Raw genomic sequence first — 24,316 nt, 5'->3', positions numbered from 1 at the left:
GCGCCGCACCCAGGTTTTACCCGGTGCCTTGCCCCGGCACCGTCATCCGGCTGCAAAATGTGGAGAAGAGAATGAGCATAAAGTCAGGGATTGGGTGCGCCGTGGGGCTAGTGCTGCCCCTGTTTGCGGCCGCGCATGATTTTGTTGAGGGGCAGCGGGTGCCGCCGGTAGGCATCGCTGACCGGGGCGAGGTGGTCCGGCAGCAGGAGGAGAGCCGCTACCAGCCGTGGAACAGCGCCCGCCTGACCGGGAAAGTGCGGGTAATGCTGCACATCGCCGGCCGCCTGTCGGCCAAAGAGCAGAATGCCGCGCTGACGGAGGCGATAAGCCGCGCCGGTTTACCGGCCGATCGCTACCAGACCACCACCCTGATTAACACCGATGATGCGGTGATCGGCAGCGCGCCCTTTGTCCGGCACAGTATTGAGGCGAGTAAAAAAGCGTTCCCGCAGGCGCAATTTATTATCGACAGCCGGGGCGCGGCAAAACGTGCCTGGCAGCTCAAGGATGGCGGCTCCGCCGTGGTGGTGCTTGACCCCACCGGCACAGTGCGCTTTGCCAAAGACGGCGCGCTGACGCCGTCTGAAGTGCAGCAGGTGATGGCGCTGCTGCACCACCTGTTAAAAACTGCCTGATTTTATTGCCGTTTACCGGTTGATAACCGCCCGCGGGCAGGCGGGAAAGCCGGGGAAAAATGCGATTGTTCGCCCTGCCCGCAGGCATTTTTTAAATAATAAACTATCATGATCAAAAGGGATTTTTCGCCAGATTTGATAGAACAATCAATCGTATGATTCACCAGAAACGCCTTTTCAGGCCGGCGTCGCCGTACAGCAGTGCCCGACGCCCGATGACGGCAACCGCCGTGTTTTTTGGTGACCGACCATCACGCCGGCCATTGCAGGCAAACAGGGACAGCTATCATGACAGCCTACGCCGATAAACCCTTAAGCCTGGACAGTGAGCTGCCGGCGCTGATCGCCGCGCTCGAAACCCGCCTCGATCAGCTGCTGCCGGAGAGCAGCGAGCGCGACCGGGTCAACGTCGCGATGCGCGAAGGCACGCTGGCACCGGGGAAGCGCATCCGCCCCCTGCTGCTGATGCTGGCCGCCCAGGATCTGGGCTGCGACACAGCCCAGGCCGGTCTGCTCGATCTCGCCTGCGCCGTGGAGATGATCCACGCTGCCTCACTGATGCTCGATGACATCCCCTGTATGGACAACGCGCTGCTGCGGCGCGGCCGCCCCACTATTCACCGCCAGTTCGGCGAAAACGTGGCGATTCTGGCCGCCGTCGCGCTGCTCAGCAAAGCGTTCGGGGTGGTGGCCGCCGCGCAGGATCTGCCGAGCCACGCCCGCACGCAGGCGGTGGCGGAGCTCTCCAGCGCCGTGGGGTTGCAGGGGCTGGTACAGGGGCAATACCAGGATCTCACCGAAGGCAACGACGCCCGCAGCGCCGATGCCATCTTTACCACCAATGAGCTTAAAACCAGCATGCTGTTCGGTGCCACCCTGCAAATGGCGGCCATTGCGGCCGGGGCACCGGCAGACGTCCGCCAGAAATTGCGCTGCTTTGCGCTGGATCTCGGGCAGGCGTTCCAGCTGCTCGACGATCTGGTCGATGGCCTGGCCGGTACCGGCAAAGACCGGCACAAGGATGAGGGGAAATCCACGCTGGTGGCGATGCTCGGCAGCGAGGCGGTCCACCAGCGCCTGCACCACCACCTCCGCCGCGCTGATGAACATCTGGCCTGCGCCTGCGATCAGGGCATGGCAACCCGGCGCTTTATGCACGCCTGGTTCGGCCAGAAACTGGCCCTGATCAGCTGACTGCCCGGCCCATGCGGCGTGACCTGCCGCGGGCCGGATGCCCCTGACAACGGATGTTTCCCGACAGCTTTACTTACCGGAGTGTCAATGAAGGACGCGGAGCTCATCAAACGTAAGAACGACCATCTGGACATTGTGCTGCACCCGGCGCAGGCCGTAAGCCGCGTCACCACCGGCTTTGAACGCTTTCGCTTCGAGCACTGCGCCCTGCCGGAACTGGACCTCGACAGCGTTGACCTGCGCACCTCCCTCTTTGGCCGCCCCCTGAACGCCCCGCTGCTGATCAGCTCCATGACCGGCGGGGCCAGCCGTGCCTGCGACATTAACCGCCACCTGGCAGAAGCCGCCCAGGCGCTGGGGCTGGCGATGGGCGTCGGCTCCCAGCGGGTGGCGCTGGAGAGCAGCCATAACTTTGGGCTGACGCGCGAACTGCGTGACCTCGCCCCGGATGTGCCGCTGCTGGCGAACCTGGGGGCGGCGCAGATTATCGGCCAGCCCGGCGTGGATTTTGCGCGCCGCGCGGTAGAGATGATTGACGCGGACGCGCTGATCGTCCACCTCAACCCGTTGCAGGAAGCACTGCAAACCGGCGGTGACCGCGACTGGCGCGGCGTGCTGGCGGCCATTGAGCAGGTGGTCACGGCGTTGCCGGTGCCGGTGGTGGTCAAAGAAGTTGGTGCCGGGCTCTCCCCGGCGGTGGCGCAACGGCTGGCGGAGGCGGGCGTCACGATGCTGGATGTCGCCGGGGCGGGCGGCACCAGCTGGGCGGCGGTGGAAGGCGAGCGCGCCGCCACGCCGCAGGCGCGCGCCGTGGCGATGGCGTTCGCGGATTGGGGCATCCCGACCGCCGAGGCGCTGCGCGGGTTGCGGAAACAGCTGCCGGCGATGCCGCTGATCGCCTCCGGCGGCATCCGTGACGGCATTGACGCCGCCAAAGCGCTGCGCCTCGGGGCCGATCTGGTCGGCCAGGCGGCTGCGGTGCTCGGCAGCGCCACCACCTCCACCGAGGCGGTGGCTGCCCATTTCCAGACGGTGATCGACCAGCTGCGCGTCGTCTGTTTCTGTACCGGCAGCGCTAACCTCACCCGGCTGAAAGCCGCCCCTTTACTGAGCGCTGAGGCCGGGGCATGAGCCACTATGCCGTGGTGGCCCCGCCGCTCTACAGCCACGTTCAGGCGTTGCAGGCGCTGTCGCAGGCGCTGATTGCGCGCGGCCACCGCATCACCTTTATCCAGCAGCCGGACGCAGCCGGGCTGCTCACCGACACCCGCATCGCTTTCCACCCGGTGGGGGCCGACAGCCACCCGCCGGGCCGCCTCGCCCATACTCTGCAGCTGGCGGCCAACCCGGCCGGGCTGGCAATCCTCCGCCTGATCGGGGACATGGCGGCTACCACGGATATGCTCTGCCGCGAGTTGCCTGCGGCGTTCAACCAGCTGGCGGTGGATGGCGTCATCGCCGATCAGATGGAACCGGCCGGAGGGCTGGTGGCGGAGGCACTGGGGCTGCCGTTTGTCTCGGTGGCCTGTGCCTTGCCGCTGAACCGCGAACCGGGCCTGCCGCTGCCGGTGATGCCGTTTGATTACGCCACCGATGAGCGCGCGCAGACCCTCTACGCCTCCAGCCAGCGGGTATATGACTGGATGATGCGCCGTCACGGCCGGGTGATTGCCCGCCATGCCCGGCGGTTCGGCCTGCCGCCGCGCCAGTCGCTGCATGAGTGCCTCTCGCCGCGGGCGCAGATCAGCCAGACCCTGCCGGGGCTGGACTTTCCGCGCCGGGCGCTGCCTGCACATTTCCACGCCGTGGGGCCGCTGCGTGCGCCCGCCCCGGCTGAACACGCCCCGCCGGGCTGGTCGGTCGATCCGTCACGGCCGCTGGTCTATGCCTCCCTGGGGACATTACAGGGGCACCGTTACGGCCTGTTCCGCACGCTGGCCCGGGCCTGTCAGAGCCTGGACGCGCAACTGCTGGTGGCCCACTGCGGCGGCCTCACCGCCCGGCAGGCAGAGAGCCTCTACGCCTGCGGCGCCAGCTATGTCACGGATTTCACCGACCAACCCGCCGCGCTGCATCAGGCGCAGGCGGTGATCACCCACGGCGGGCTGAATACCGTGATGGATGCCGTCAGCAGCGGCACGCCGATCCTCGCTATCCCCATCGCCTTCGACCAGCCGGGCGTGGCCGCCCGTGTCGCTTATCAGGGCATCGGCCGCCGGGTCTCCCGCTTTGCCTGCCGCCGCACCCTGGCGCGAAACCTGCGCCGGTTGCTGGAGGATGATCGCTACCGGCAGCGTATGGCCCCGCTGAGCGCCCAGCTTCAGCAGGCCGGGGGCGCAGCGCGCGCGGCCGAGATTGTGGAGCGCGCGCTCTATGCCCGCTGGCCGGCGGAGGCGGTATTGTGAACCACGCTTATGACCTGATTCTGGTGGGCGGCGGGCTGGCGAACGGGCTTATCGCCCTGCGGCTGCGCCAGTGTCAGCCGGATCTCAATCTGTTGATGATCGAGGCCGCGCCGCACCCCGGCGGTAACCACACCTGGTCGTTCCATCAGGATGACCTGACCGACGCCCAGCACCAGTGGGTCGCCCCGCTGGTGGCGCACCGCTGGCAGGGGTATGACGTCCGCTTCCCGCACCTCACCCGTACCCTGCCCGGCGGCTACCTGAGCGTCACGGCGGAGCACTTTGCGGCGGTGGTCACGCAGGCGCTGGGCGACCGCCTGCTGACCCACACCCCCGTGACTGCCGTGACGCCCACACAGGTGCAGCTGGCCGACGGCCGGACCCTGACCGCCGCCGCGGTGATTGACGGCTGCGGCTACCAGCCCGGCCCGCATCTGGCGGTAGGCTTCCAGGCTTTTCTCGGCCAGCAGTGGCAGTTGTCCCGCCCGCATGGGCTGACGCGCCCGATCCTGATGGATGCCACCGTTGACCAGCAGGCAGGTTACCGCTTCGTCTATACCCTGCCGCTCTCCGCGGACACGCTGCTGATCGAGGATACCCACTACATCGATCATGCTGCGCTGGAGCCCGACCGGGCGCGGCAGAACATCGCCGCCTACGCCGCCGCCCAGGGCTGGGCCTTGCATACCCTGCTGCGTGAAGAACAGGGCAACCTGCCGATTACGCTGGCCGGCCACCCCGCCGCCTTCTGGCAGCAGCGGCAAGGCCAGCCCTGCGCCGGGCTGCGCGCCGGGCTGTTCCACCCCACCACCGGCTATTCCCTGCCGCAGGCGGTGGCGCTGGCTGAGCTGATTGCAGCCCAGCCCGCCCCGGCGCACGACGCGCTGTTTACCCTGATTCATTGTTATGCCGCCCGGCAGTGGCGGCGGCAACGCTTTTTCCGCCTGCTTAACCGCATGTTATTTCTGGCCGGTCACCCGGCGCAGCGCTGGCAGGTTATGCAACGTTTTTACGGTTTAGGGGAAGGTCTGATTGCCCGGTTTTATGCCGGCCGCCTGACCCCGGCCGACATGGCACGGATCCTGACGGGCAAACCACCGGTGCCGGTGGGGGAAGCCCTGAAAGCCGTGCTCAAACATACTCCCCGGCTGCGAGCTTTTTAATGAAACGAACGATTGTAATTGGTGCCGGTTTCGGTGGCCTGGCCCTCGCTATCCGCCTGCAGGCGGCGGGCATCCCCACCCTGCTGCTGGAACAGCGCGATAAGCCAGGCGGCCGCGCTTATGTCTATGAGGATCAGGGGTTTACCTTTGATGCCGGGCCGACGGTCATTACCGACCCGAGCGCCATTGAGGAGCTGTTCACGCTGGCGGGTAAACGCATGGCCGATTATGTCGACCTGATGCCGGTAACCCCCTTCTACCGCCTCTGCTGGGAGTCCGGCCGGGTCTTCGATTATGACAACGATCAGGCGGCCCTTGAGCGCCAGATCCAGCAGTTTAACCCGCGGGATGTCGAGGGTTACCGGCGTTTCCTCGACTACTCGCGTGCGGTGTTTAAAGAGGGCTACCTGAAGCTCGGCGCGGTGCCGTTCCTCTCTTTCCGCGATATGCTGCGCGCCGGGCCGCAGCTGGCACGGTTGCAGGCGTGGCGCAGCGTCTATGGCGTGGTGTCGCGCTTTATTGAAGATGATTACCTGCGGCAGGCGTTCTCGTTCCACTCGCTGCTGGTGGGCGGCAACCCGTTTGCCACCTCGTCTATCTATACGCTGATCCATGCGCTGGAGCGCGAATGGGGCGTCTGGTTTGCGCGCGGCGGCACCGGCGCGCTGGTGCAGGGGCTGGTACGGCTGTTCCAGGATCTCGGCGGCGAGCTGGAACTGAATGCGAAAGTCAGCCGCATGGAGACCACCGGCTCGCGCATCAGCCGCGTGGAGCTGGCCGATGGCCGCCGCTTCGACACCCCGGCAGTGGCCTCGAATGCCGACGTGGTGCACACCTATGAAAAGCTGCTCGGCCACCACCCGGCGGGCGCGGCGCGGGCCGGGGCGCTGAAACGCAAGCGGATGAGCAACTCGCTGTTTGTGCTCTATTTCGGGCTGAACAAACAGCATACCCAGCTTGCGCACCACACCGTCTGTTTCGGCCCGCGCTACCGAGAGCTGATTGAGGATATTTTCAACCGCGACACCCTCTCCGAGGATTTCTCCCTCTACCTGCACGCCCCGTGCGTCACCGACCCGTCCCTCGCGCCGCCGGGGTGCGGCAGCTATTACGTGCTGGCCCCGGTGCCGCACCTCGGCACGGCCGATCTGGACTGGGCGGTCGAGGGGCCGCGCCTGCGCGACCGTATTTTCGCCTATCTGGAGCAGCACTATATGCCGGGGCTGCGCGACCAGCTGGTGACGCACCGGATGTTCACGCCGTTTGATTTCCGGGACGAGCTGGGCGCGCACCTCGGCTCGGCGTTCTCTATCGAACCGCTGCTGACCCAGAGCGCCTGGTTCCGGCCGCACAACCGCGACGACCGTATCCCGAACCTCTACCTGGTGGGCGCGGGCACCCACCCCGGCGCCGGGGTGCCGGGGGTCATCGGCTCGGCCAAAGCCACGGCGGGCCTGATGCTGGAGGATCTCGCCCCATGAACCAGCCCCTGCTGAACCACGCTACCCAGACCATGGCGGTTGGCTCCAAAAGTTTCGCCACCGCCTCTAAACTGTTTGATGCCGGCACCCGGCGCAGCGCGCTGATGCTCTACGCCTGGTGCCGCCACTGTGACGACGTGATTGATGACCAGACGCTGGGCTTTGCCTCGCCCGGCCACCAGCCTGACAGCCCTGAACAGCGGCTGACGCTGCTGAAGGCCCTGACGCGCCGCGCCTATGCCGGCATGCCGATGGAAGACCCGGCATTCGCCGCGTTTCAGGAAGTGGCGCTGGCCCATGCGATCCCGCAGCAGCAGGCGTTTGACCATCTTGAAGGGTTCGCGATGGACGTGCGCGGTGAGCGTTACGAGACCTTTGGCGACACGCTGCGTTACTGCTACCACGTGGCGGGGGTAGTCGGGCTGATGATGGCGCGGGTCATGGGGGTGCGGGACGAGGCAGTGCTGGACCGTGCCTGCGATCTTGGGCTGGCGTTCCAGCTCACCAACATCGCGCGGGACATTGTCGAGGATGCGCAGGTGGGGCGCTGCTATCTGCCTGCCGAGTGGCTGGCCGCGGCGGGCATTCCCCCGGCCGAGGTCGCAGACCCGGCCCACCGTGCTGCCCTGGTGCCGCTTGCCGCGCGGCTGGTGGCGGAAGCCGAGCCCTATTACGCCTCTGCGCGGGCGGGCCTGGCGGGCCTGCCGCTGCGCTCAGCCTGGGCGATTGCTACTGCACGCGGGGTTTACCGGGAGATTGGGATTAAGGTCGATCGCGCCGGGGAGCGCGCCTGGGACCGGCGGCAAGGCACCAGCAAGCTGGAGAAACTCGGCCTGCTGGTCACCGGTGCCGGGCTGGCTATTCGTTCCCGGCTCGCCCCGCCCCCGGCCGCCCGTCCTTCCGGCCTTTGGCAACGTCCACGTTAGCCTGGTTTTTTTGCTCGCGCAGGATCGCCTGTAATTTGGCGACCGGCGGCGCATACAGGAAGCCAAAGGAGACGCAGCCCTCCCGCCCACGCACCGCATGGTGCAGCCGGTGCGCCAGATACAAGCGTTTCAGGTAGCCGCGCCGCGGGATGTAACGGAACGGCCAGCGCTGGTGCACCAGCCCGTCATGCACGATGAAATAGAGCAACCCGTACAGCGTCATGCCCGCCCCTATCCACTGCAACGGCCAATACCCGGCCGTCCCCAGTGCGATCAGCACAATCGCCAGCACCGCAAACAGCACCGCATAAAGATCATTCAGTTCAAACCAGGACGTATGCGGCGCATGGTGCGAATGGTGCCACCCCCACCCCCAGCCATGCATGATGTACTTATGAGACAACGCCGCGATGATCTCCATCGCCACCACCGTTAACAACACAATTCCGCTATTCCAAAGCACAAGCATACTCTCTCCTGGGTGTTCCCGGCCGCCGGAAAATCTCCTGCCCTTCCAACAAGATTGGCGCAGGAAAGTATAGCAGTGATGGGGGAGATGGGGCGGATAAGGCACTCAGAACGGAACGTATATGAAACAACGATAATGCAGGGGAAGTGATTCAGGGGGCACAAAATGGTACGCCCTACAGGGCTCGAACCTGTGACCTACGGCTTAGAAGATGCTAACCATTTTAATTCTTATCGGCTTTTTTACGTAACTTTATTATGCAATAATAAATGGAATGAATAATTTTCTCTAAAAACAAAAGAAAGCATAATGATTAGGTGAATGATTTGATAATTCACCTTCAGATAAAGTGCTATGGATATTATTTTATTCATGCAAAAGATCGACTAGAGCTAGAAATATTTACAGAGCTAACGTATTGTATGGGAAATGCGGTAAACATAATGAAGCTTACTGTAACCCTAAAGAAAATCACCTTTATTAAAGTAGAAAGTAACATTCAGATATCTTATTTTATTTTTTATAAAAACCTCGAAAAAATGTTAAGGAGGTGTTATTTACTTGAGAAAGCAGGTTATTAATTAGATTAATAAAAAGATTAAAAATAGTTAACTAAATTCGTGCCGAGAAAATAACCAACATTATTAAGTTAATCGTTAAGAAATGTGGGAACATAAAAAGAATATTTTTCTTCTTTACGTTTTTATTTCACATATGAACTTATATGGGGTTGTTTATCGCCAAACTGGTTTTCCTGTATGACTACTGAGTAGTATAAAAAGATGTAATTGGGCAACTTATTTGCTCCATCTCCTCTTATCCACAGTCTCTTCAGCAGCATACAGATAACTGGCGTTAATGTTCTCGACTTATATATTGACAAGGCATATATCGGAAAGAATCATCATTCGATATGTTTATAAAATAAAAAAGGCAAGATAATGAATAACATTAACATTAATAAAACCAACTATGCAATACCTTTTTTATTTGCATTAACAAGCTGTATTATTGCATACGGATTTGAGCTAGCAAACCATACCATATCCATTGATGTCGATGTAATTGATAATTATCTTCACACCATAGATTTGGGAAGATGGGGACATGCATTACTCAAAAAGTATATATTCCATGAGCCATGGGTTCCTTTTTTTTCTATTGCATTTTCGCTTATGACTGTCTCCGCATCAAGTTTAGTTGCAAGTATCTATTTAAAACTAAACCTGGAAGAATCAATTGTTTTTTCAATACTATTCGTTACTTTTCCGCAAATGGCTTATCAGCTACAATTCAGCAATCAAGCTGAAACTGTAGGATTAGCACTTCTCTTCTGTATGTATAGCATGATATTTTTTCATAAAAATGGATTGGTTGGAAAATTATTATTTGTTTTAATTAACGTCTTTGTTATATCTATATATCAGTCTTTAGTATTTTTACCTGTAACTCTCGTATCTCTTTACTCGTTCAAGAGAATATCAGAGGGCGAGTTTAAACTAGGTGGCTGGTTCAAAGAATCAGTTATGATTTCATTATTAACTATAATCTCGGTGATTATCTATTTTGTTATATCAAAGCAGTTGAAATCTCATTATCAGATTACCGACGTGAGCTATTTTTCTCAGCTTATTGCTTGGAACAAGATGGGAGTAGCAGACGCTATTATTTCCGTCTTTAAATTTATTCTTTACAACTGCTATACGGTCACATGGTATGGCTTCGAATTTTATTTTTTAACATTAGGCTCTGTTTTATTAGTCACAACTACTTCTATTAAGTTCGGTGCTCGCGCCCTATTAATTTCACTATTTATTTCTTTTATTGTCATACTGTCACCCTTCATATTGAATATATTAATCGGGTCAGGAACCCCGGCCAGGACGCTAAGTCAAATGCCAATGGTTTTTGCCCTAACTGTATCTGCTGGATTAATGAAAATTAAATTAAAACCTGTAAAAATCGCCATAATATTATATATCGCACTCTCATCCTGTGCTTATATAAACATCTTATTCTACTCAGATAAGATAGCTGAAGACCAAACTAAATTTTTATCTCAGCAAATAATTTTTGATATATACCATACATATCCAGAAAAAACCCAAAGTGATATACCTATTTATTTTTATGGGAAAATTAAGGTTAATAACCCTTGGCGCCAAAATAGAGCTGATGAGTTTGGCATTTCCTTTTATGAGCGTGGGGAGTCAGATAGGATTGGTAACTATATAAGAAATACTGGAATAGCGAACATTATTCAAGTAAGTAAACATAGTATTAGCAGCAAGCACAAGAGAGAACTTACATCTATGCCCTCTTGGCCTGCGACGGGGTCAATAAAAGATGTATCAGGAACTATTTTAGTTAAACTTTCAGATTAAATTAAGCCCCATAAGGGGCTTAATTAATTTAACCACATTTATTATACCCATTTTAATCTGCTGCTCTCACTAAAGAATGCTGCCTTTATATATTACTACCAGATGATTTGAAATTAACAAAACGCACAAACATGAATGTTTTCTTCATCAGCTTGCAGCTTTATACATCAAAATATTTTATTTTTTCAAAAAAGGATGAATAGGATAAGGAATAGTAATCGCCTGATACTGAATGGCACGCCCTACAGGGCTCGAACCTGTGACCTACGGCTTAGAAGGCCGTTGCTCTATCCAACTGAGCTAAGGGCGCATTGGGGGATGCGGCTGCCGGTGCGCGGCAGTGGGCTCGAATTATACGCACCCTCCCCGGTGAGTCAACGAAATCACACCGTTATCCCGCCGGGCGCTGAATCCATGTACAACTCAATGGGATATGGCACCTTTTGCGGCGCGGCCTCCGTGGCTTGCGGCGATTTTATCTCGACACAGCGCCTGACAGCGCGCCCCGCTTCTGACAAAATAGCACCATTCCCCTGCATAATTACTTTTGATGGACTCTCCCACTGATGGCAGCAACAATTATTGATGGTAAAACGATTGCGCAGCAGGTTCGAAGCGAAGTTGCAGCGCGTGTGAAACAGCGTCTGGCGGACGGCAAACGTGCGCCGGGGCTGGCAGTTGTCCTGGTGGGTGAGAACCCCGCCTCGCAAATTTATGTCGGCAGCAAGCGCCGCGCCTGCGAGGAGGTGGGGTTCCTCTCCCGCTCCTACGATCTGCCGGCCAGCACCTCCGAGGCAGAGCTGTTAACGCTGATCGATACGCTGAATAACGACGGCGACATCGACGGCATTCTGGTGCAGTTACCGCTGCCGGCCGGCATCGATAATGTGAAAGTGCTGGAGCGCATCCACCCGGACAAAGACGTCGACGGCTTCCACCCTTATAACGTCGGCCGCCTCTGCCAGCGTGCGCCGAAGCTGCGCCCCTGCACCCCGCGCGGCATCGTGACGCTGCTGGAGCGCTATAATATCGATACCTTCGGCCTGAATGCCGTGGTGATCGGCGCATCCAATATCGTCGGCCGCCCGATGAGCATGGAACTGCTGCTGGCAGGCTGCACCACCACCGTGACCCACCGTTTTACCAAAAACCTGCGCCACCATGTGGAGAACGCCGACCTGCTGGTCGTGGCAGTCGGCAAGCCGAATTTCATTCCGGGTGACTGGATCAAACCGGGCGCCATCGTGATCGATGTCGGCATCAACCGGCTGGAGAGCGGCAAAGTGGTCGGCGACGTCGATTATGAGGCCGCTTTTGAGCGCGCGGCCTTTATTACGCCGGTGCCGGGCGGCGTTGGCCCGATGACGGTCGCTACCCTGATCCAAAATACCTTGCAGGCCTGCGAGGAATACCACGACAATAACGTCGGTTAAGCCTTATGCGGCCGCCCACAGGGCGGCGCACCCATGTATTTTTTACGCGCCAGGCGCGTTAAGTCAGGAACACGATGGACATTTTTAATCTCGACAACCACCCGCACGTTGAACTGTGCGATCTGCTGAAATTCCAGGGCTGGTGCGAAAGCGGCGCCGCGGCAAAAGCGGTGATCGCCGACGGGCTGGTGAAAGTAGATGGCCGGGTAGAAACCCGCAAACGCTGCAAAATCCTGGCGGATCAGCAGGTTGAGTTTGACGGCGCGACTGTGGTGGTCAAACCCTGACCCGTGGCTTCTGCCATAAAAAAGGCGACGCTTCTGCGTCGCCTTTTTTTGTGCCGGTTTTTTGCCGGTCACAATAAGTGTTACTTACGGCGCCAGCTGGTGCCCTGCGGGCCATCTTCCAGAATGATGCCGAGGGCGTTGAGCTGGTCGCGGGCGGAGTCCGCCATTGCCCAGTCCTTCGCCGCACGCGCGTCATTACGCTGTTTGATCAGCGCTTCGATCTGCGCCACGTCATCATCCCCCGCCTGCGCCCCGCCCTGCAGGAACTGCTCCGGCTCCTGCGCCAGCAGGCCCAGCACGCCCGCCAGGTGGCGCAGCTCTGCCGCCAGCCCATTGGCCGCCGCCATCTCTTCCGCTTTCAGACGGTTCACTTCACGCGCCATATCAAACAGCACGGAATAGGCTTCCGGCGTGTTGAAGTCATCATCCATCGCCTCGCGGAAACGGGCGACAAACGCCTCGCCCCCGGCCGGTGCGGCGGAGGCATCGGTGCCGCGCAGCGCGGTGTAGAGGCGCTCCAGCGAAGTGCGTGCCTGTTTCAGGTTCTCTTCGCTGTAGTTGAGCTGGCTGCGGTAGTGGCCGGACATCAGGAAGTAGCGCACGGTTTCGGCGTCGTAATAGGCCAGCACGTCGCGCACGGTGAAGAAGTTGCCCAGTGATTTGGACATCTTTTCGCGGTCTACCATCACCATGCCGGAGTGCATCCAGTAATTGACGTAGGGGCCGTCATGGGCGCAGGTGGACTGGGCGATCTCATTCTCATGGTGCGGGAACATCAGATCGGAGCCGCCGCCGTGGATGTCAAAGTGGTGGCCGAGCTGTTTGCTGTTCATCGCCGAGCACTCAATGTGCCAGCCCGGGCGCCCCTCACCCCACGGCGACGGCCAGCTCGGCTCGCCCGGCTTGGACATCTTCCACAGCACAAAGTCCATCGGGTTGCGCTTGACATCAGCGACTTCCACGCGCGCGCCGGCCTGCAACTGCTCCAGATCCTGGCGTGACAGCAGGCCGTAATCCGGGTCGCTGTCGACGGCAAACATCACATCGCCGTTGGCGGCGACATAGGCGTGGTCACGCGCGATCAGCTGTGCCACCAGCTCAATAATCTCCGCGATATGGCGGGTGGCGCGCGGCTCTTCGTCCGGGCGCAGAATGTTCAGCGCGTCGAAATCGGCGTGCATTTCGGCGATCATCCGGGTGGTCAGGGCGTCGCTGGTTTCGCCGTTCTCATTCGCGCGTTTGATGATCTTGTCATCAATGTCCGTGACGTTACGCACATACTTCAGGCGGTAGCCGCTGTAACGCAGGTAGCGCGCCACCACGTCAAAGGCAACGAACGTCCGGCCATGGCCGATGTGACAGAGGTCGTAAACGGTAATACCACACACGTACATGCCGACGGTTCCGGCATGAATAGGCTTGAATTCCTCTTTTTGGCGACTCAGGGTGTTATATATCTTCAGCATCAGGTCATTCCATGGTTTACATGTGTGGTTGGTAAACAAAGGGTGAGAAAATCCCGCGGATCCTCACCGAAAGGCGTATTGAACCCTGAACGCCGGGTGTTTGCAACAACCGGCCGGTCTCCCTTGCATAAGCATATCAGCAAACCTGCTTAACCTCCCGCTGCTGACGCCCGCCGCCGGTTTATGTTATAAAAGCCCTCTATTGTGCGGGCCGCCTCGCGGCGCACACCTCTCATTAAGCAGGATGGATTATTATGGTTACTTTTCACACTAATCACGGTGACATCGTCATCAACACCTTCGCAGACAAAGCGCCGGCTACCGTTGAAAACTTCCTGAACTACTGCCGTAAAGGGTTTTACGACAACACCATCTTCCACCGCGTCATTAACGGCTTTATGGTTCAGGGCGGCGGCTTTGAGCCGGGCATGAAGCAGAAAGCGACCGATGCGCCGATCAATAACGAAGCCAACAACGGCCTGAAAAACACCCGCGGCACCCTGGCGATGGCCCGTACCAACGACCCGCACTCCGCCACTGCCCAGTTCTTCATCAACGTTGTGGACAACGACTTCCTGAACTTCCGCGGTGAAAACGCGCAGGGCTGGGGCTACTGTGTGTTCGCTGAAGTGGTGGAAGGTCTGGACGTGGTTGACAAGATCAAAGCAGTACCGACCGGCCGCAGCGGCATGCACCAGGATGTGCCGAAAGAAGATGTGGTGATCACCAGCGTTACCGTCAGCGAGTAAGGTTAGCCCTGCGGCATGACCACCCTCTTTATCGCTGATTTACATCTGAGCGAACAGGAACCGGCAATTACTGCCGGTTTTCTGCGTTTTCTGGCCGGTGAAGCGCGCCGGGCCGACGCCCTCTACATTCTGGGCGACCTGTTTGAGGCCTGGATCGGGGACGACGACCCGCAACCGCTGCACGCGGAGATCGCCGCCGCGCTGAAGGCGCTGTCAGCGAGCGGCGTGCCCTGCTACTTCATTCACGGCAACCGCGATTTCCTGCTTGGCCGCCGTTTTGCCCGCGCCAGCGGCATGACGCTGCTGCCCGAAGAGCAGGTGCTGGACCTGTACGGCCGCCGGGTGCTGATTATGCACGGCGACACCCTTTGCACCGATGACGAAGGCTACCAGCGTTTCCGCAAAAAAGTGCGCAACCCGCTGATACAGAAAATCTTCCTGGCGTTACCGCTGCGCCTGCGGCTGAAGATTGCCGGGAAAATGCGCGCCGACAGCCAACAGGCGAACCAGCAGAAATCGCTGGCGATCATGGACGTCAACCCGCTGGCCGTGTCGGACACGATGCGCCGCCATCAGGTGCGCTGGCTGATCCACGGCCACACCCACCGCCCGGCGATCCACACCCTCGCCCTGTTGGGCGGCGACGCGCACCGCGCGGTGCTGGGAGCCTGGCATCAGGAAGGATCGATGGTGGCCGTCAACGCCCACGGGGTGGATCTCATCACCTTCCCGTTCTGACTCAGGCCGGTACGCCGCTGTGGAAGCGGAACTGCTCATCCGGCGCCATAATCAGCTCCGCTTCAATCCGCCCCAGCTCCTCGACCCGCTCCGTAATCGCCTCCCCGGCATACTGTTGCGCCAGTGACAGGTAATCCTGATAGTGGCGCGCTTCTGATCGCAGCAGCGAGAGGTAGAAACGCCGCAGCTCCTCATCCAGATGCGGGGCGATCGCGGCGAAACGCTCGCAGGAGCGCGCTTCGATATAGGCCCCGATGATCAGCCTGTCCACCAGCAGCCCGCGCTCATCCTGATGGCGCACATGTTTCAGCAGCCCGTTGGCGTAGCGCGACGGCGACAGCACCGTATAGGCCACATTGCGCCGGGTCATGATCTCCACCACCTGCTCGAAGTGGTGCAGCTCCTCACGCGCCAGCCGGGCGGCGCAGATCAGCAGCTCGGTGCGGTCGAGGTAGCGGGTCATCAGCGCCATGGCGGAAGCGGCGGCTTTCTTTTCGCAGTTGGCGTGGTCAATCAGCAAAATATCCTGCTGGGTCAGCGCCACGTCGATCCAGCGCGCCGGGGTGGTGCAGTGTAAAAAGGCGTGGATCGGGGCCAGAAGGTTCTCATACATAACGTCGTGTCCTGCGTAAGGGTTTTGGGGCGAGTATACCTGTTCCCCGCGGTTTTCCCCGCATCCGGCACCGACGCAACCGTTTTCCTTGCGGGTTTGCCATGCTATTATTTGCGCCCTCTCCGCCAGATACAACCGCTCTGGCGACGCCAGCATATTCACAGGAGCATTACAGGCATGTCATCCAACCTTTCCCCGGCAAAAATCGCCCTCGTCATGGGGTCCAAGAGTGACTGGGCTACCATGCAGTTTGCCGCTGAAATCCTCACCACGTTGAATGTCGCGTTTCACGTTGAAGTGGTCTCGGCCCACCGCACACCGGACAAGCTGTTCAGCTTTGCAGAGCAGGCGGCCGCCAACGGGTTTGACGTGATCATCGCCGGCGCGGGCGGCGCGGCGCACCTGCCGGGGATGCTGGCGGCGAAAACGCTGGTGCCGGTGCTGGGTGTGCCGGTGCAGAGCGCGGCGCTGAGCGGCGTAGACAGCCTCTACTCCATTGTGCAGATGCCGCGCGGCATCCCGGTCGGCACGCTGGCGATCGGCAAGGCCGGGGCCGCTAATGCCGCCCTGCTGGCGGCGCAGATCCTGGCGCTGCATGATGCGGAACTGGCGGCGCGCCTGGCGGCGTGGCGTCAGGCGCAGACCGACGACGTGCTGAACAACCCTGACCCGCGGGAGGAGGCATGAAGCCGGTTTGTGTATTGGGCAACGGCCAGCTGGGCCGGATGCTGCGCCAGGCCGGGGAGCCGCTGGGCATTGCGGTTTACCCGGTGGGGCTGGACGCCGAGCCGGAAGCAGTGCCGTTCCGCCAGAGCGTGATCACCGCCGAAATTGAGCGCTGGCCGGAGACGGCACTGACCCGTGAACTGGCCGGGCACCCGGCGTTTGTTAACCGCGACATCTTCCCGCGCCTTGCCGACCGGCTGACGCAGAAGCAGCTGCTGGACCAGCTCGGCCTGGCCACTGCGCCGTGGCAGCTGCTGGCCGCCGCAGAGGAGTGGCCGCAGGTGTTTGCGACCTTGGGTGAGCTGGCGATCGTCAAACGCCGCGTCGGCGGCTATGACGGCCGCGGCCAGTGGCGGTTGCGTGCCGACGAGGCGCATACCCTGCCGGACGAATGCTACGGCGAGTGCATCGTCGAGCAGGGGATCAACTTCTCAGGTGAGGTGTCACTGGTGGGCGCACGCGGCCATGACGGCCGCATGGTGTTCTACCCGCTGACGCATAACCTGCATCAGGAGGGCATCCTGCGTACCAGCGTGGCGCTGCCGGTGCCGGATGCCGCCCGGCAACAGCAGGCCGAGGCGATGCTCTCGGCGATCATGCAGGAGCTGGGGTATGTCGGCGTGATGGCGATGGAGTGCTTTGTGGTGGAAGACGGGTTGCTGATCAACGAACTCGCGCCACGCGTCCACAACAGCGGCCACTGGACGCAGAACGGCGCGTCGATCAGCCAGTTTGAGCTGCACCTGCGGGCCATCCTCGGCCTGCCGCTGCCGGTGCCGGTGGTGAGCACGCCGTCGGTCATGGTGAACCTGATCGGCACGGAACTGAACACGCACTGGCTCAGCCTGCCGCTGGTCAACCTGCACTGGTATGAGAAAGAGGTACGCCCGGCGCGTAAAGTTGGCCACCTCAACCTCAGCGATCCAGACCCGGCGCTGATCGCGCAGACGCTGGCTGACCTGATCCCGCTGCTGCCGGAAGAGTACCACAGCGGCATTGCGTGGGCGCAGGCCAAACTATGACGGGCCGCGCCCCGGCTTCCCTGTGATGCGGAAGCCGGGGCGCGCCATTTCCTTACGGTTTACCCCTCATAGCGCCGGAACAGCGCCCTGCCCCGCAGCAGCCGCACGCCCAGCCAGCCCCCGCACAGTGACAGCAGCAGCGCACCGAGCAGCGGCAACAGCCACCAGAGCATGACATCCGGCTCCCACGGGAAGTCGAACACCTGCGTCTGCAACAGCCACAGGGCCGCTTCCGCGCCGACCGCCGCCGCCACGCCCGCCACCAGCCCCAGCACCGCGAACTCGCACCAGAGCGTGCCGCGCAGCAGCCGTTTGCCCGCGCCTAATGTGCGGTAGACCACCAGCTCCTGCCGCCGCTGGCGCATCCCGACCTGAATCTGCGCCAGCAGCAGCAAGGTGCCGCACACCATCACCAGCACCACCATCACCTCCAGCGCCCGGCTCACCTGGGAGAGCACCTGCCCGACCTGCTTGAGGATCGCGCCGATGTCCAGCAGGCTCAGGGTCGGGAACTGGCGGTTAAGCTGGGTCAGCATCCGGCTGTCGCCGTGGTAGCGGAAGCTGGTCAGCCAGGTCTGCGGCTGCGCATCCAGCGCGCCCGGCGGGAAGATAAAGTAGAAATTGGGGCGCAGGCTCTCCCAGTCCACTTTGCGGATGCTGCTGATGGTGGCGGAGAAGTCCTGGGTGTCGCCGCTGAAGGTGACGCGGTCGCCCAGCGTCAGCCCGAGCCGGTCAGCCACGCCCTGCTCAATCGAGACTTCATCCGCTTTCGGCGGCCACTGCCCGGCCACCAGCGGATTATGCGCCGGCAGATCTTTCTGCCAGGTGAGGTTCAGCTCGCGGCTCACCGCCTCGCCGCCCGGGTCGCTCTCTTTCACCCGCTCCGTCGCCACCTCGTCGTTGATTTTGGTCAGCCGCACCCGTACCACCGGGTAGAAGGTGGAGGGCTGCACCTGATGCTGTTGCAGGAAGGCGGTGACCGGGGGGAGCTGATCCTGCGTCATGTTCAGCAGGAAGAAGTTGGGGCTTTCCGGCGGCAGTTGCTGTTGCCAGCGATCCAGCAGATCGCCGCGCATCACCAGCAGCAGCGCCAGCAGCATAAAGGACATCGAAAAGGCGGCGAGCTGGCTCAGCGTCACCCACGGCTGGCGCAGCAGGCGGTTCACCGCCAGCCGCAGCGCCAGTTGCCGCACCGTGAGGCGCTTAAGCAGCAGCAGCCCGCCCCAGCCAATCACGCCCAGCAGCAGCGCCAGCACCAGGATGCCCGCCAGCAGCGACCAGAGCAGGCGGCTGCCGCCGACCAACAGCGCCAGCAGGCCCACCACCACCGCCAGCACCGCCGGGAGATAATATTTCAGCGGCCAGACGTTGGAGACCGCATCCCGCCGCAGCACCCGCAGCGGCTGGGTCGCCAGCAGTTGCCGGTAGGGCCGCAGGCCGATCAACAGGGAGATCATCACCAGCGCGCCCAGCGCCCAGAGCCACGGCCAGCCGCCCGCCGCCGGGAGTTGCGCCGGCAGCACGGGGGCCAGCGCCCGCAGCAGCCCCAGCTCAAACAGCTTGCCGATGGCACTGCCCGCCAGCGCCGCCAGCAGCAGCACCGAGACCCACTGCCCGACGATCAGTTTTTGCAGCGCGCGCCGCCCCGCCCCCAGGGTTTTCAGCACCGCGATCAGGTCATAGCGGCTGCGGCAATAGTGGCCCATCGCCACCGCCACCGCCGCCACTGAGAGCAGCAGCGTCAGCAGGGCTGACAGCAGCAGGAATTGCTGGGAGCGTTGCAGGGATTTGCTCAGCGCCCCCTCCGACTCCTCCAGCCCGTACCAGCGCTGGTCCGGCTTGAGCTGCGGCTTCAGGGCGTCGCCGTAGCGTTCTAAATCAGGCGGGCTTCCGGCGAACAGGTAACGGTAGGTCAGGCGGCTGCCGGGCTGGATCGCGCCGGTTTTCGCCACGTCGCTGATGTCCATGATAAGCCTTGGTGCCATCTGGAACGGGTTAAAGCCCGCGTCCGGCTCCTGCACAATCACCCCGGCGATGCGCAGGGTGGCATCCCCCACGTCCAGCGCATCCCCGACTTTCTTATCCAGCAGCGCCAGCAGCCGCGGCGCGACCAGCACCGACCCGGGCGTCACCCGCAGCCCCGGCGGGTCAGTCTGGAGGGTGCCGTAGAGCGGGTAAGCGCCGTCAGTGGCCTTCACCGAGGCCAGCTGCGGCCGGTCACCGGCGTAGGTCATGGTCATAAAGGTCATCTGCTGGCTGAGGGTCAGCCCCTGCTGGCGCGCTTCCAGCAGCCAGCCCTCCGGCACCGGGTGGGCGCTGCGCAGCACCCGGTCAGCCGCCAGGAAATCACGGCTCTGCTGGCTGAGCCCTTTCTCCATCCGGTCGCTGAGGGTGCCGAGCGACAGCACACAGGCCACCGCCAGCGTCAGTGCCAGCCAGACGATCAGCAGCGAGGGGGAGCGCCATTCGCGCCAGAACCAGCGCCAGATCATGCTTCCTCCTGCAATTTGCCGTCACGCAGCCGTAACCGCCGCTGGCAGCGTGCCGCCAGCTGGGCGTCATGGGTCACCAGAATCAGCGTGGTGGCGTAGTCGCGGTTCAGGGAGAAGAGCAGATCGGCGATGCGGTCGCCGGTCTGGCGGTCGAGGTTGCCGGTCGGCTCATCGGCAAACAGCACTTTCGGGTGGCCGATAAAGGCACGCGCCAGCGCCACCCGCTGCTGCTCGCCGCCGGAGAGCTGCGCCGGCAGGTGGGTCAGCCGCTGCCCCAGTCCCAGTTGCTCCAGCAATTGCACCGCCTGTTCGCGGCTTTTTGCCTCGCTGTCACCGCGTAACAGCGCCGGAAGTTGCACGTTCTCCAGCGCATTCAGCGTCGGCACCAGCATAAAGGACTGGAACACAAAGCCGACATTCTGCGCCCGCAGCGCGGCCCGCCCCTCCTCCCCCAGCGAGGAGAGGGAGTGGCCCAGCAGCCGCACATCTCCCTCGCTGCCGTCATCCAGCCCGGCCAGGATGCCGAGCAGCGTTGACTTGCCGGAGCCGGACTCGCCGATCAGTGCCAGGGTCTGCGCGGGTTTGACAAGCAGGTCAACTCCGGTAAGGATGGAAAGCCTGTGCTCACCCTGACCGACGTGTTTACTAAGATGATGAACTTCAAGAACGTTTTCCGCTGGCATCTTCCCTTCCTTTTGCTGTTGGGCGTATTCAGTGTACGGGCAGCCGCTGCCGATACCCTGTTGATTTTAGGCGATAGTTTAAGCGCCGGTTACCGCATTCCGCTGGAGCGCGCCTGGCCGTCGCTGCTGGCTGACCAGTGGCGCGCCTCTCCTGGCGCGCCGGACGTGGTGAACGGCAGCATCAGCGGCGACACCGCCGCCCAGGGGCTGGCGCGCCTGCCTGCCCTGCTGAAACAGCACCGGCCGCGCTGGGTGTTGATTGAGCTGGGCGCAAATGATGGCCTGCGCGGCTTTGCCCCGCAGGATATTCAGCAGACCCTGAGCAAAATCATTACCCTGGTGAAACAGGCGGATGCCCAGCCGTTGCTGATGCAGATCCGCCTGCCCCCCAACTATGGGCGTCGTTATGGCGATGCGTTTTACGCGATCTACCCGGCGCTGGCGGCGCAATACAAAGTGCCGCTGCTGCCGTTTTTCATGGAACAGGTCGCGATCAAGCCGCAATGGATGCAGGAGGACGGCCTCCACCCGAACCGGGATGCCCAACCCTTTATCGCCGGTTGGATGGCTGAACGCCTGAATCCTTTAGTAAATCATGCGTCTTGAGAAATAGGGCCTTTTGACAGGTAAAGTTATGCAAAAAGCGGTTTTGATTACCGGCTGCTCCAGCGGCATCGGCCTGATTGCAGCCCAGGAGTTACGCAACCGCGGCTACCGGGTGCTGGCGGCCTGCCGGAAAGAGGAGGATGTCGGCAACCTGCGCCAGCTCGGTTTTGAGAGCCTGGCGCTGGATCTGGATGACCCGGCGAGTGTGGACCACGCTGCTGATGAGGTGATTGCGCTGACCGGCAACCGGCTCTACGGCCTGTTCAACAACGCCGGGTTCGGCGTCTACGGCCCGCTGAATACCCTGAGCCGCCGCCAGCTCGAGGGGCAGTTTGCCAGCAACCTGTTTGGCGTCCACCAGCTTACCATGCGCCTGCTGCCGGCGATGCTGCCGCACGGCGAGGGGCGCATCATCCAGACCAGTTCAGTGATGGGGCTGGTCAGCACCCCGGGGCGCGGGGCCTATGCCGCCAGCAAATATGCCCTGGAGGCGTGGTCTGACACTTTACGCATGGAGCTGCACGGCACCGGCATTCAGGTCAGCCTGATTGAGCCCGGCCCGCTGAGCACCCGCTTCACCCAGAACGTCAACCAGTCGCAACACGATAAGCCGGTCAAAAATCCGGGCATTGCCGCACGTTTCACCCTGCCGCCGGAGGCGGTATTGCCCAAATTGCGCCATGCTTTAGAGAGCCCGTCAGCCCGCCTGCGCTACCCGGTGACCCTGGTGGCGTATGCGCTCGGCGTCCTGCGCCGGGTGCTGCCGGGGCGGATGCTGGATGTGCTGCTGCGCGGCAGCGGCGGCTAAATCACCGGACCGGGGGGTTGAAGTGCCACAGGCCGCCCCCATCTACCGTTAAAACGGATGAGAGAGAATGCCATGCTAGCACAAGCCACAGTTGTAGAGATTACCGAAGCCAACCTGCACCAGACGCTGGAACAGTCGATGTCTGTCCCGGTGCTGTTCTATTTCTGGTCTGAACGCAGCCAGCACTGCCAGCAACTTACCCCGCTGCTCGACCGGCTGGCCGCCGAGTACGCCGGGCAGTTTGTGCTGGCAAAAGTGGACTGTGATGCGCAACAGATGGTCGCTTCGCAGTTTGGCCTGCGCTCCATCCCGACGGTCTATCTGTTCAAAGAGGGCCAGCCGGTAGACGGCTTCCAGGGGCCGCAGCCGGAAGAGGCGGTGCGCGCGCTGCTGGAAAAAGTGCTGCCGAAGCCGGAAGAGCTGAAGGCCGCCGAAGCGGCGGAGCTGATGCAGGAGGGCCGTTACAACGAGGCGCTGCCGCTGCTGAAAGAGGCGTGGCAGCTCAGCAACCAGAACAGCGAGATCGGCTTCCTGCTGGCGGAAACCCAGTTACAGCTGAACCGCAGTGATGAGGCGGAAGCGGTGCTGGCGGTGGTGCCGTTGCAGGACCGCGACACCCGTTACCAGGGGCTGGTGGCGCAGATTGAGCTGCTGAAACAGGCCGCGGACACCCCGGAGATCCAGCTGCTGCAACAGCAGATGGCCGACACCCCGGACGACGCCGACCTGGCGCTGAAACTGGCGCTGCAACTGCATCAGGTCGGGCGCAATGAAGAGGCGCTGGAGCTGCTGATGGGCTTCCTGAAGAAAGATCTGGCGGCGGCCAACGGCGGCGCACGCAAAACGCTGATGGACATCCTTGCGGCGCTGGGCACCGGTGACGCGCTGGCTGCCAAATACCGCCGCCAGCTCTATTCACTGCTTTACTGATTCTGCCCCGGTCTATTATCCCGGAGCCGGCTGTTCTGGCCGGCTCCCCCCTTTCCTTCCCTTTTCTTATGCACTTTTTCTGCTTTTTCCACCTCCCCCTGCGGGTTTCTTGCCCCTTATTCCTATCAGGTTCATGATCCGCCGGTTAAGGCGAAAGGGGTTCGCCTTCGATTCTCAGGACTGACGTACAGGAGTTAATTATGTTTACCGTGATTCCGATTATTGTGGTGCTGGCGCTGGTGATTGTGTTTGCCGGGGTGAAAACCGTGCCGCAGGGCTACCAGTGGACGGTGGAGCGGTTTGGCCGCTACACCAAAACGCTGATGCCCGGCCTGAACCTGGTGGTGCCGTTTATGGACCGCATCGGCCGTAAGATCAACATGATGGAACAGGTGCTGGACATTCCTTCGCAGGAGATCATTTCGCGCGACAACGCCAACGTCTCGATTGACGCCGTCTGCTTTATTCAGGTGATCGACCCGGCGCGTGCCGCCTATGAGGTGAGCAACCTGGAGCTGGCGATTGTGAACCTGACGATGACCAACATCCGCACCGTGCTCGGCTCGATGGAGCTGGACGAAATGCTCTCCCAGCGTGACAACATCAACACCCGCCTGTTGCAGATTGTGGATGAGGCCACCAACCCGTGGGGCATCAAGATCACCCGTATCGAAATCCGCGACGTGCGCCCACCGGCGGAGCTGATCGACTCCATGAACGCGCAGATGAAGGCGGAACGCACCAAACGCGCCTATATTCTGGAGGCGGAAGGGGTGCGGCAGGCGGCGATCCTGCGTGCTGAAGGGGACAAGCAGTCCCAGATCCTGAAAGCCGAAGGGGAGCGCCAGTCCGCCTTCTTACAGGCGGAAGCGCGTGAACGTGCGGCGCTGGCGGAAGCGCAGGCGACCCAGCTGGTCTCTGACGCCATCGCCGCCGGGAATATTCAGGCGGTGAATTACTTCGTGGCACAGAAATACACCGATGCGCTGCAACAGATTGGCTCAGCGCCGAACAGCAAAGTGATCATGATGCCGGTGGATGCCACCAGCCTGATGGGCTCAATTGGCGGCATCGCGGAGTTACTGGGCGAAACCAAAGGAAAATAA

24 protein-coding genes and 1 tRNA gene are annotated in these 24,316 nt (G+C 61.0%); 18 read left to right on the top strand and 7 right to left on the bottom strand.

The window, feature by feature from the left end; all coding sequences use genetic code 11:
- Positions 1-71 precede the first annotated feature (71 nt).
- Positions 72-635, top strand: coding sequence for a YtfJ family protein (locus tag CYR32_RS03810; protein WP_101822732.1), 564 nt, complete (start codon positions 72-74; stop codon positions 633-635).
- 2 nt (positions 636-637) lie between these two features.
- Here CYR32_RS03810 and CYR32_RS21635 read toward each other — a convergent pair whose 3' ends face one another.
- Entirely contained in the window at positions 638-799 is a 162-nt protein-coding gene (locus tag CYR32_RS21635; protein WP_165698172.1) for a hypothetical protein, read from the bottom strand.
- A 124-nt stretch (positions 800-923) separates the two neighbouring features.
- On the opposite strand from CYR32_RS21635, the gene CYR32_RS03805 reads away from it, so the two are divergent.
- From CYR32_RS03805 to crtB, 6 genes are all read left to right on the top strand, one after another.
- Positions 924-1,829, top strand: a complete 906-nt coding sequence (locus CYR32_RS03805; RefSeq protein ID WP_101822730.1) for a polyprenyl synthetase family protein — start codon at positions 924-926, stop codon at positions 1,827-1,829.
- Positions 1,830-1,916: 87 nt separating this feature from the next.
- Positions 1,917-2,960, top strand: coding sequence for a type 2 isopentenyl-diphosphate Delta-isomerase (fni, locus tag CYR32_RS03800; protein WP_101822728.1), 1,044 nt, complete (start codon positions 1,917-1,919; stop codon positions 2,958-2,960).
- On the top strand, positions 2,957-4,234 hold the full coding sequence (locus CYR32_RS03795) for a glycosyltransferase (protein WP_101822726.1): 1,278 nt from the start codon (positions 2,957-2,959) through the stop codon (positions 4,232-4,234). Before fni ends, CYR32_RS03795 begins: the two co-directional genes overlap by 4 nt.
- Positions 4,231-5,397 (top strand): lycopene beta-cyclase CrtY, encoded by a 1,167-nt coding sequence (crtY, locus tag CYR32_RS03790; protein WP_101822724.1) that lies wholly within the window; start codon positions 4,231-4,233, stop codon positions 5,395-5,397. The genes CYR32_RS03795 and crtY overlap by 4 nt, the downstream gene beginning before the upstream one ends.
- Positions 5,397-6,878 carry a phytoene desaturase gene (locus CYR32_RS03785; RefSeq protein WP_101822722.1) on the top strand — a complete coding sequence of 494 codons (1,482 nt, stop codon included), beginning with the start codon at positions 5,397-5,399 and terminating at the stop codon, positions 6,876-6,878. Before crtY ends, CYR32_RS03785 begins: the two co-directional genes overlap by 1 nt.
- Complete coding sequence (gene crtB, locus CYR32_RS03780) at positions 6,875-7,804, top strand: 15-cis-phytoene synthase CrtB (protein ID WP_101822720.1); 930 nt, start codon at positions 6,875-6,877, stop codon at positions 7,802-7,804. Before CYR32_RS03785 ends, crtB begins: the two co-directional genes overlap by 4 nt.
- On the opposite strand, the gene CYR32_RS03775 is transcribed toward crtB, so the two are convergent.
- On the bottom strand, positions 7,737-8,273 hold the full coding sequence (locus CYR32_RS03775; RefSeq protein ID WP_241523743.1) for a sterol desaturase family protein: 537 nt from the start codon (positions 8,271-8,273) through the stop codon (positions 7,737-7,739). The genes crtB and CYR32_RS03775 overlap by 68 nt on opposite strands.
- Positions 8,274-9,214: 941 nt before the next feature.
- Here CYR32_RS03775 and CYR32_RS03770 point away from each other — a divergent pair.
- Positions 9,215-10,657: a glucosyltransferase domain-containing protein gene (locus CYR32_RS03770; protein WP_101822718.1), complete on the top strand. Its 1,443-nt coding sequence runs from the start codon at positions 9,215-9,217 to the stop codon at positions 10,655-10,657.
- Between the two features lie 233 nt (positions 10,658-10,890).
- On the opposite strand, the gene CYR32_RS03765 is transcribed toward CYR32_RS03770, so the two are convergent.
- Positions 10,891-10,967: transfer RNA gene (locus CYR32_RS03765), tRNA-Arg, on the bottom strand.
- A gap of 256 nt (positions 10,968-11,223) precedes the next feature.
- On the opposite strand from CYR32_RS03765, the gene folD reads away from it, so the two are divergent.
- Complete coding sequence (folD, locus tag CYR32_RS03760; RefSeq protein ID WP_101822716.1) at positions 11,224-12,090, top strand: bifunctional methylenetetrahydrofolate dehydrogenase/methenyltetrahydrofolate cyclohydrolase FolD; 867 nt, start codon at positions 11,224-11,226, stop codon at positions 12,088-12,090.
- A gap of 74 nt (positions 12,091-12,164) precedes the next feature.
- Positions 12,165-12,377 (top strand): ribosome-associated protein YbcJ, encoded by a 213-nt coding sequence (gene ybcJ / locus CYR32_RS03755; protein WP_101822714.1) that lies wholly within the window; start codon positions 12,165-12,167, stop codon positions 12,375-12,377.
- Positions 12,378-12,457: 80 nt separating this feature from the next.
- On the opposite strand, the gene cysS is transcribed toward ybcJ, so the two are convergent.
- Complete coding sequence (gene cysS, locus CYR32_RS03750) at positions 12,458-13,843, bottom strand: cysteine--tRNA ligase (RefSeq protein ID WP_101822712.1); 1,386 nt, start codon at positions 13,841-13,843, stop codon at positions 12,458-12,460.
- A gap of 254 nt (positions 13,844-14,097) precedes the next feature.
- Between cysS and ppiB the strand changes: the two genes are divergently transcribed.
- A complete protein-coding gene (gene ppiB, locus CYR32_RS03745) occupies positions 14,098-14,592 on the top strand; it encodes a peptidylprolyl isomerase B (protein ID WP_101815686.1) in 495 nt (164 codons plus the stop codon).
- A gap of 15 nt (positions 14,593-14,607) precedes the next feature.
- Positions 14,608-15,330 (top strand): UDP-2,3-diacylglucosamine diphosphatase, encoded by a 723-nt coding sequence (lpxH, locus tag CYR32_RS03740; protein ID WP_101822710.1) that lies wholly within the window; start codon positions 14,608-14,610, stop codon positions 15,328-15,330.
- Between the two features lies 1 nt (position 15,331).
- On the opposite strand, the gene CYR32_RS03735 is transcribed toward lpxH, so the two are convergent.
- On the bottom strand, positions 15,332-15,943 hold the full coding sequence (locus CYR32_RS03735) for a MiaE family protein (RefSeq protein WP_101822708.1): 612 nt from the start codon (positions 15,941-15,943) through the stop codon (positions 15,332-15,334).
- Between the two features lie 177 nt (positions 15,944-16,120).
- Between CYR32_RS03735 and purE the strand changes: the two genes are divergently transcribed.
- Both purE and purK read left to right on the top strand, forming a co-directional pair.
- Positions 16,121-16,630, top strand: coding sequence for a 5-(carboxyamino)imidazole ribonucleotide mutase (gene purE / locus CYR32_RS03730; RefSeq protein WP_101822706.1), 510 nt, complete (start codon positions 16,121-16,123; stop codon positions 16,628-16,630).
- Positions 16,627-17,691: a 5-(carboxyamino)imidazole ribonucleotide synthase gene (gene purK, locus CYR32_RS03725; RefSeq protein WP_101822704.1), complete on the top strand. Its 1,065-nt coding sequence runs from the start codon at positions 16,627-16,629 to the stop codon at positions 17,689-17,691. Before purE ends, purK begins: the two co-directional genes overlap by 4 nt.
- 59 nt (positions 17,692-17,750) lie before the next feature.
- Here purK and ybbP read toward each other — a convergent pair whose 3' ends face one another.
- Positions 17,751-20,183: a putative ABC transporter permease subunit YbbP gene (ybbP, locus tag CYR32_RS03720; RefSeq protein WP_101822702.1), complete on the bottom strand. Its 2,433-nt coding sequence runs from the start codon at positions 20,181-20,183 to the stop codon at positions 17,751-17,753.
- Complete coding sequence (gene ybbA, locus CYR32_RS03715; protein ID WP_101822700.1) at positions 20,180-20,866, bottom strand: putative ABC transporter ATP-binding protein YbbA; 687 nt, start codon at positions 20,864-20,866, stop codon at positions 20,180-20,182. Before ybbA ends, ybbP begins: the two co-directional genes overlap by 4 nt.
- Between ybbA and tesA the strand changes: the two genes are divergently transcribed.
- From tesA to CYR32_RS03695, 4 genes are all read left to right on the top strand, one after another.
- A complete protein-coding gene (tesA, locus tag CYR32_RS03710) occupies positions 20,837-21,472 on the top strand; it encodes a multifunctional acyl-CoA thioesterase I/protease I/lysophospholipase L1 (protein WP_165698177.1) in 636 nt (211 codons plus the stop codon). The genes ybbA and tesA overlap by 30 nt on opposite strands.
- A 28-nt stretch (positions 21,473-21,500) precedes the next feature.
- Positions 21,501-22,280 carry an SDR family oxidoreductase gene (locus CYR32_RS03705; RefSeq protein ID WP_101822696.1) on the top strand — a complete coding sequence of 260 codons (780 nt, stop codon included), beginning with the start codon at positions 21,501-21,503 and terminating at the stop codon, positions 22,278-22,280.
- Between the two features lie 72 nt (positions 22,281-22,352).
- Entirely contained in the window at positions 22,353-23,210 is an 858-nt protein-coding gene (locus CYR32_RS03700) for a co-chaperone YbbN (protein WP_101822693.1), read from the top strand.
- Between the two features lie 200 nt (positions 23,211-23,410).
- A complete protein-coding gene (locus CYR32_RS03695; RefSeq protein WP_101822691.1) occupies positions 23,411-24,316 on the top strand; it encodes an SPFH domain-containing protein in 906 nt (301 codons plus the stop codon).

Origin of the sequence: Chimaeribacter coloradensis, from assembly GCF_002858715.1 — a bacterium.
GTDB classification, from domain to species: domain Bacteria; phylum Pseudomonadota; class Gammaproteobacteria; order Enterobacterales; family Enterobacteriaceae; genus Chimaeribacter; species Chimaeribacter coloradensis.
The sequence above is the reverse complement of the archived record's forward strand: the minus strand, read 5'-3'. Positions and strand labels throughout refer to the sequence as shown.

Bases quoted from the DNA above. Each gene is read 5' to 3' on its own strand.
- CYR32_RS03810 (WP_101822732.1), top strand. From the start codon at position 72: ATGAGCATAAAGTCAGGGATTGGGTGCGCCGTGGGGCTAGTGCTGCCC.
- CYR32_RS03805 (WP_101822730.1), top strand. From the start codon at position 924: ATGACAGCCTACGCCGATAAACCCTTAAGCCTGGACAGTGAGCTGCCG.
- fni (WP_101822728.1), top strand. From the start codon at position 1,917: ATGAAGGACGCGGAGCTCATCAAACGTAAGAACGACCATCTGGACATT.
- CYR32_RS03795 (WP_101822726.1), top strand. From the start codon at position 2,957: ATGAGCCACTATGCCGTGGTGGCCCCGCCGCTCTACAGCCACGTTCAG.
- CYR32_RS03785 (WP_101822722.1), top strand. From the start codon at position 5,397: ATGAAACGAACGATTGTAATTGGTGCCGGTTTCGGTGGCCTGGCCCTC.
- crtB (WP_101822720.1), top strand. From the start codon at position 6,875: ATGAACCAGCCCCTGCTGAACCACGCTACCCAGACCATGGCGGTTGGC.
- CYR32_RS03775 (WP_241523743.1), bottom strand. From the start codon at position 8,273: ATGCTTGTGCTTTGGAATAGCGGAATTGTGTTGTTAACGGTGGTGGCG.
- CYR32_RS03770 (WP_101822718.1), top strand. From the start codon at position 9,215: ATGAATAACATTAACATTAATAAAACCAACTATGCAATACCTTTTTTA.
- folD (WP_101822716.1), top strand. From the start codon at position 11,224: ATGGCAGCAACAATTATTGATGGTAAAACGATTGCGCAGCAGGTTCGA.
- ybcJ (WP_101822714.1), top strand. From the start codon at position 12,165: ATGGACATTTTTAATCTCGACAACCACCCGCACGTTGAACTGTGCGAT.
- cysS (WP_101822712.1), bottom strand. From the start codon at position 13,843: ATGCTGAAGATATATAACACCCTGAGTCGCCAAAAAGAGGAATTCAAG.
- ppiB (WP_101815686.1), top strand. From the start codon at position 14,098: ATGGTTACTTTTCACACTAATCACGGTGACATCGTCATCAACACCTTC.
- lpxH (WP_101822710.1), top strand. From the start codon at position 14,608: ATGACCACCCTCTTTATCGCTGATTTACATCTGAGCGAACAGGAACCG.
- CYR32_RS03735 (WP_101822708.1), bottom strand. From the start codon at position 15,943: ATGTATGAGAACCTTCTGGCCCCGATCCACGCCTTTTTACACTGCACC.
- purE (WP_101822706.1), top strand. From the start codon at position 16,121: ATGTCATCCAACCTTTCCCCGGCAAAAATCGCCCTCGTCATGGGGTCC.
- purK (WP_101822704.1), top strand. From the start codon at position 16,627: ATGAAGCCGGTTTGTGTATTGGGCAACGGCCAGCTGGGCCGGATGCTG.
- ybbP (WP_101822702.1), bottom strand. From the start codon at position 20,183: ATGATCTGGCGCTGGTTCTGGCGCGAATGGCGCTCCCCCTCGCTGCTG.
- tesA (WP_165698177.1), top strand. From the start codon at position 20,837: ATGAACTTCAAGAACGTTTTCCGCTGGCATCTTCCCTTCCTTTTGCTG.
- ybbA (WP_101822700.1), bottom strand. From the start codon at position 20,866: ATGCCAGCGGAAAACGTTCTTGAAGTTCATCATCTTAGTAAACACGTC.
- CYR32_RS03705 (WP_101822696.1), top strand. From the start codon at position 21,501: ATGCAAAAAGCGGTTTTGATTACCGGCTGCTCCAGCGGCATCGGCCTG.
- CYR32_RS03700 (WP_101822693.1), top strand. From the start codon at position 22,353: ATGCTAGCACAAGCCACAGTTGTAGAGATTACCGAAGCCAACCTGCAC.
- CYR32_RS03695 (WP_101822691.1), top strand. From the start codon at position 23,411: ATGTTTACCGTGATTCCGATTATTGTGGTGCTGGCGCTGGTGATTGTG.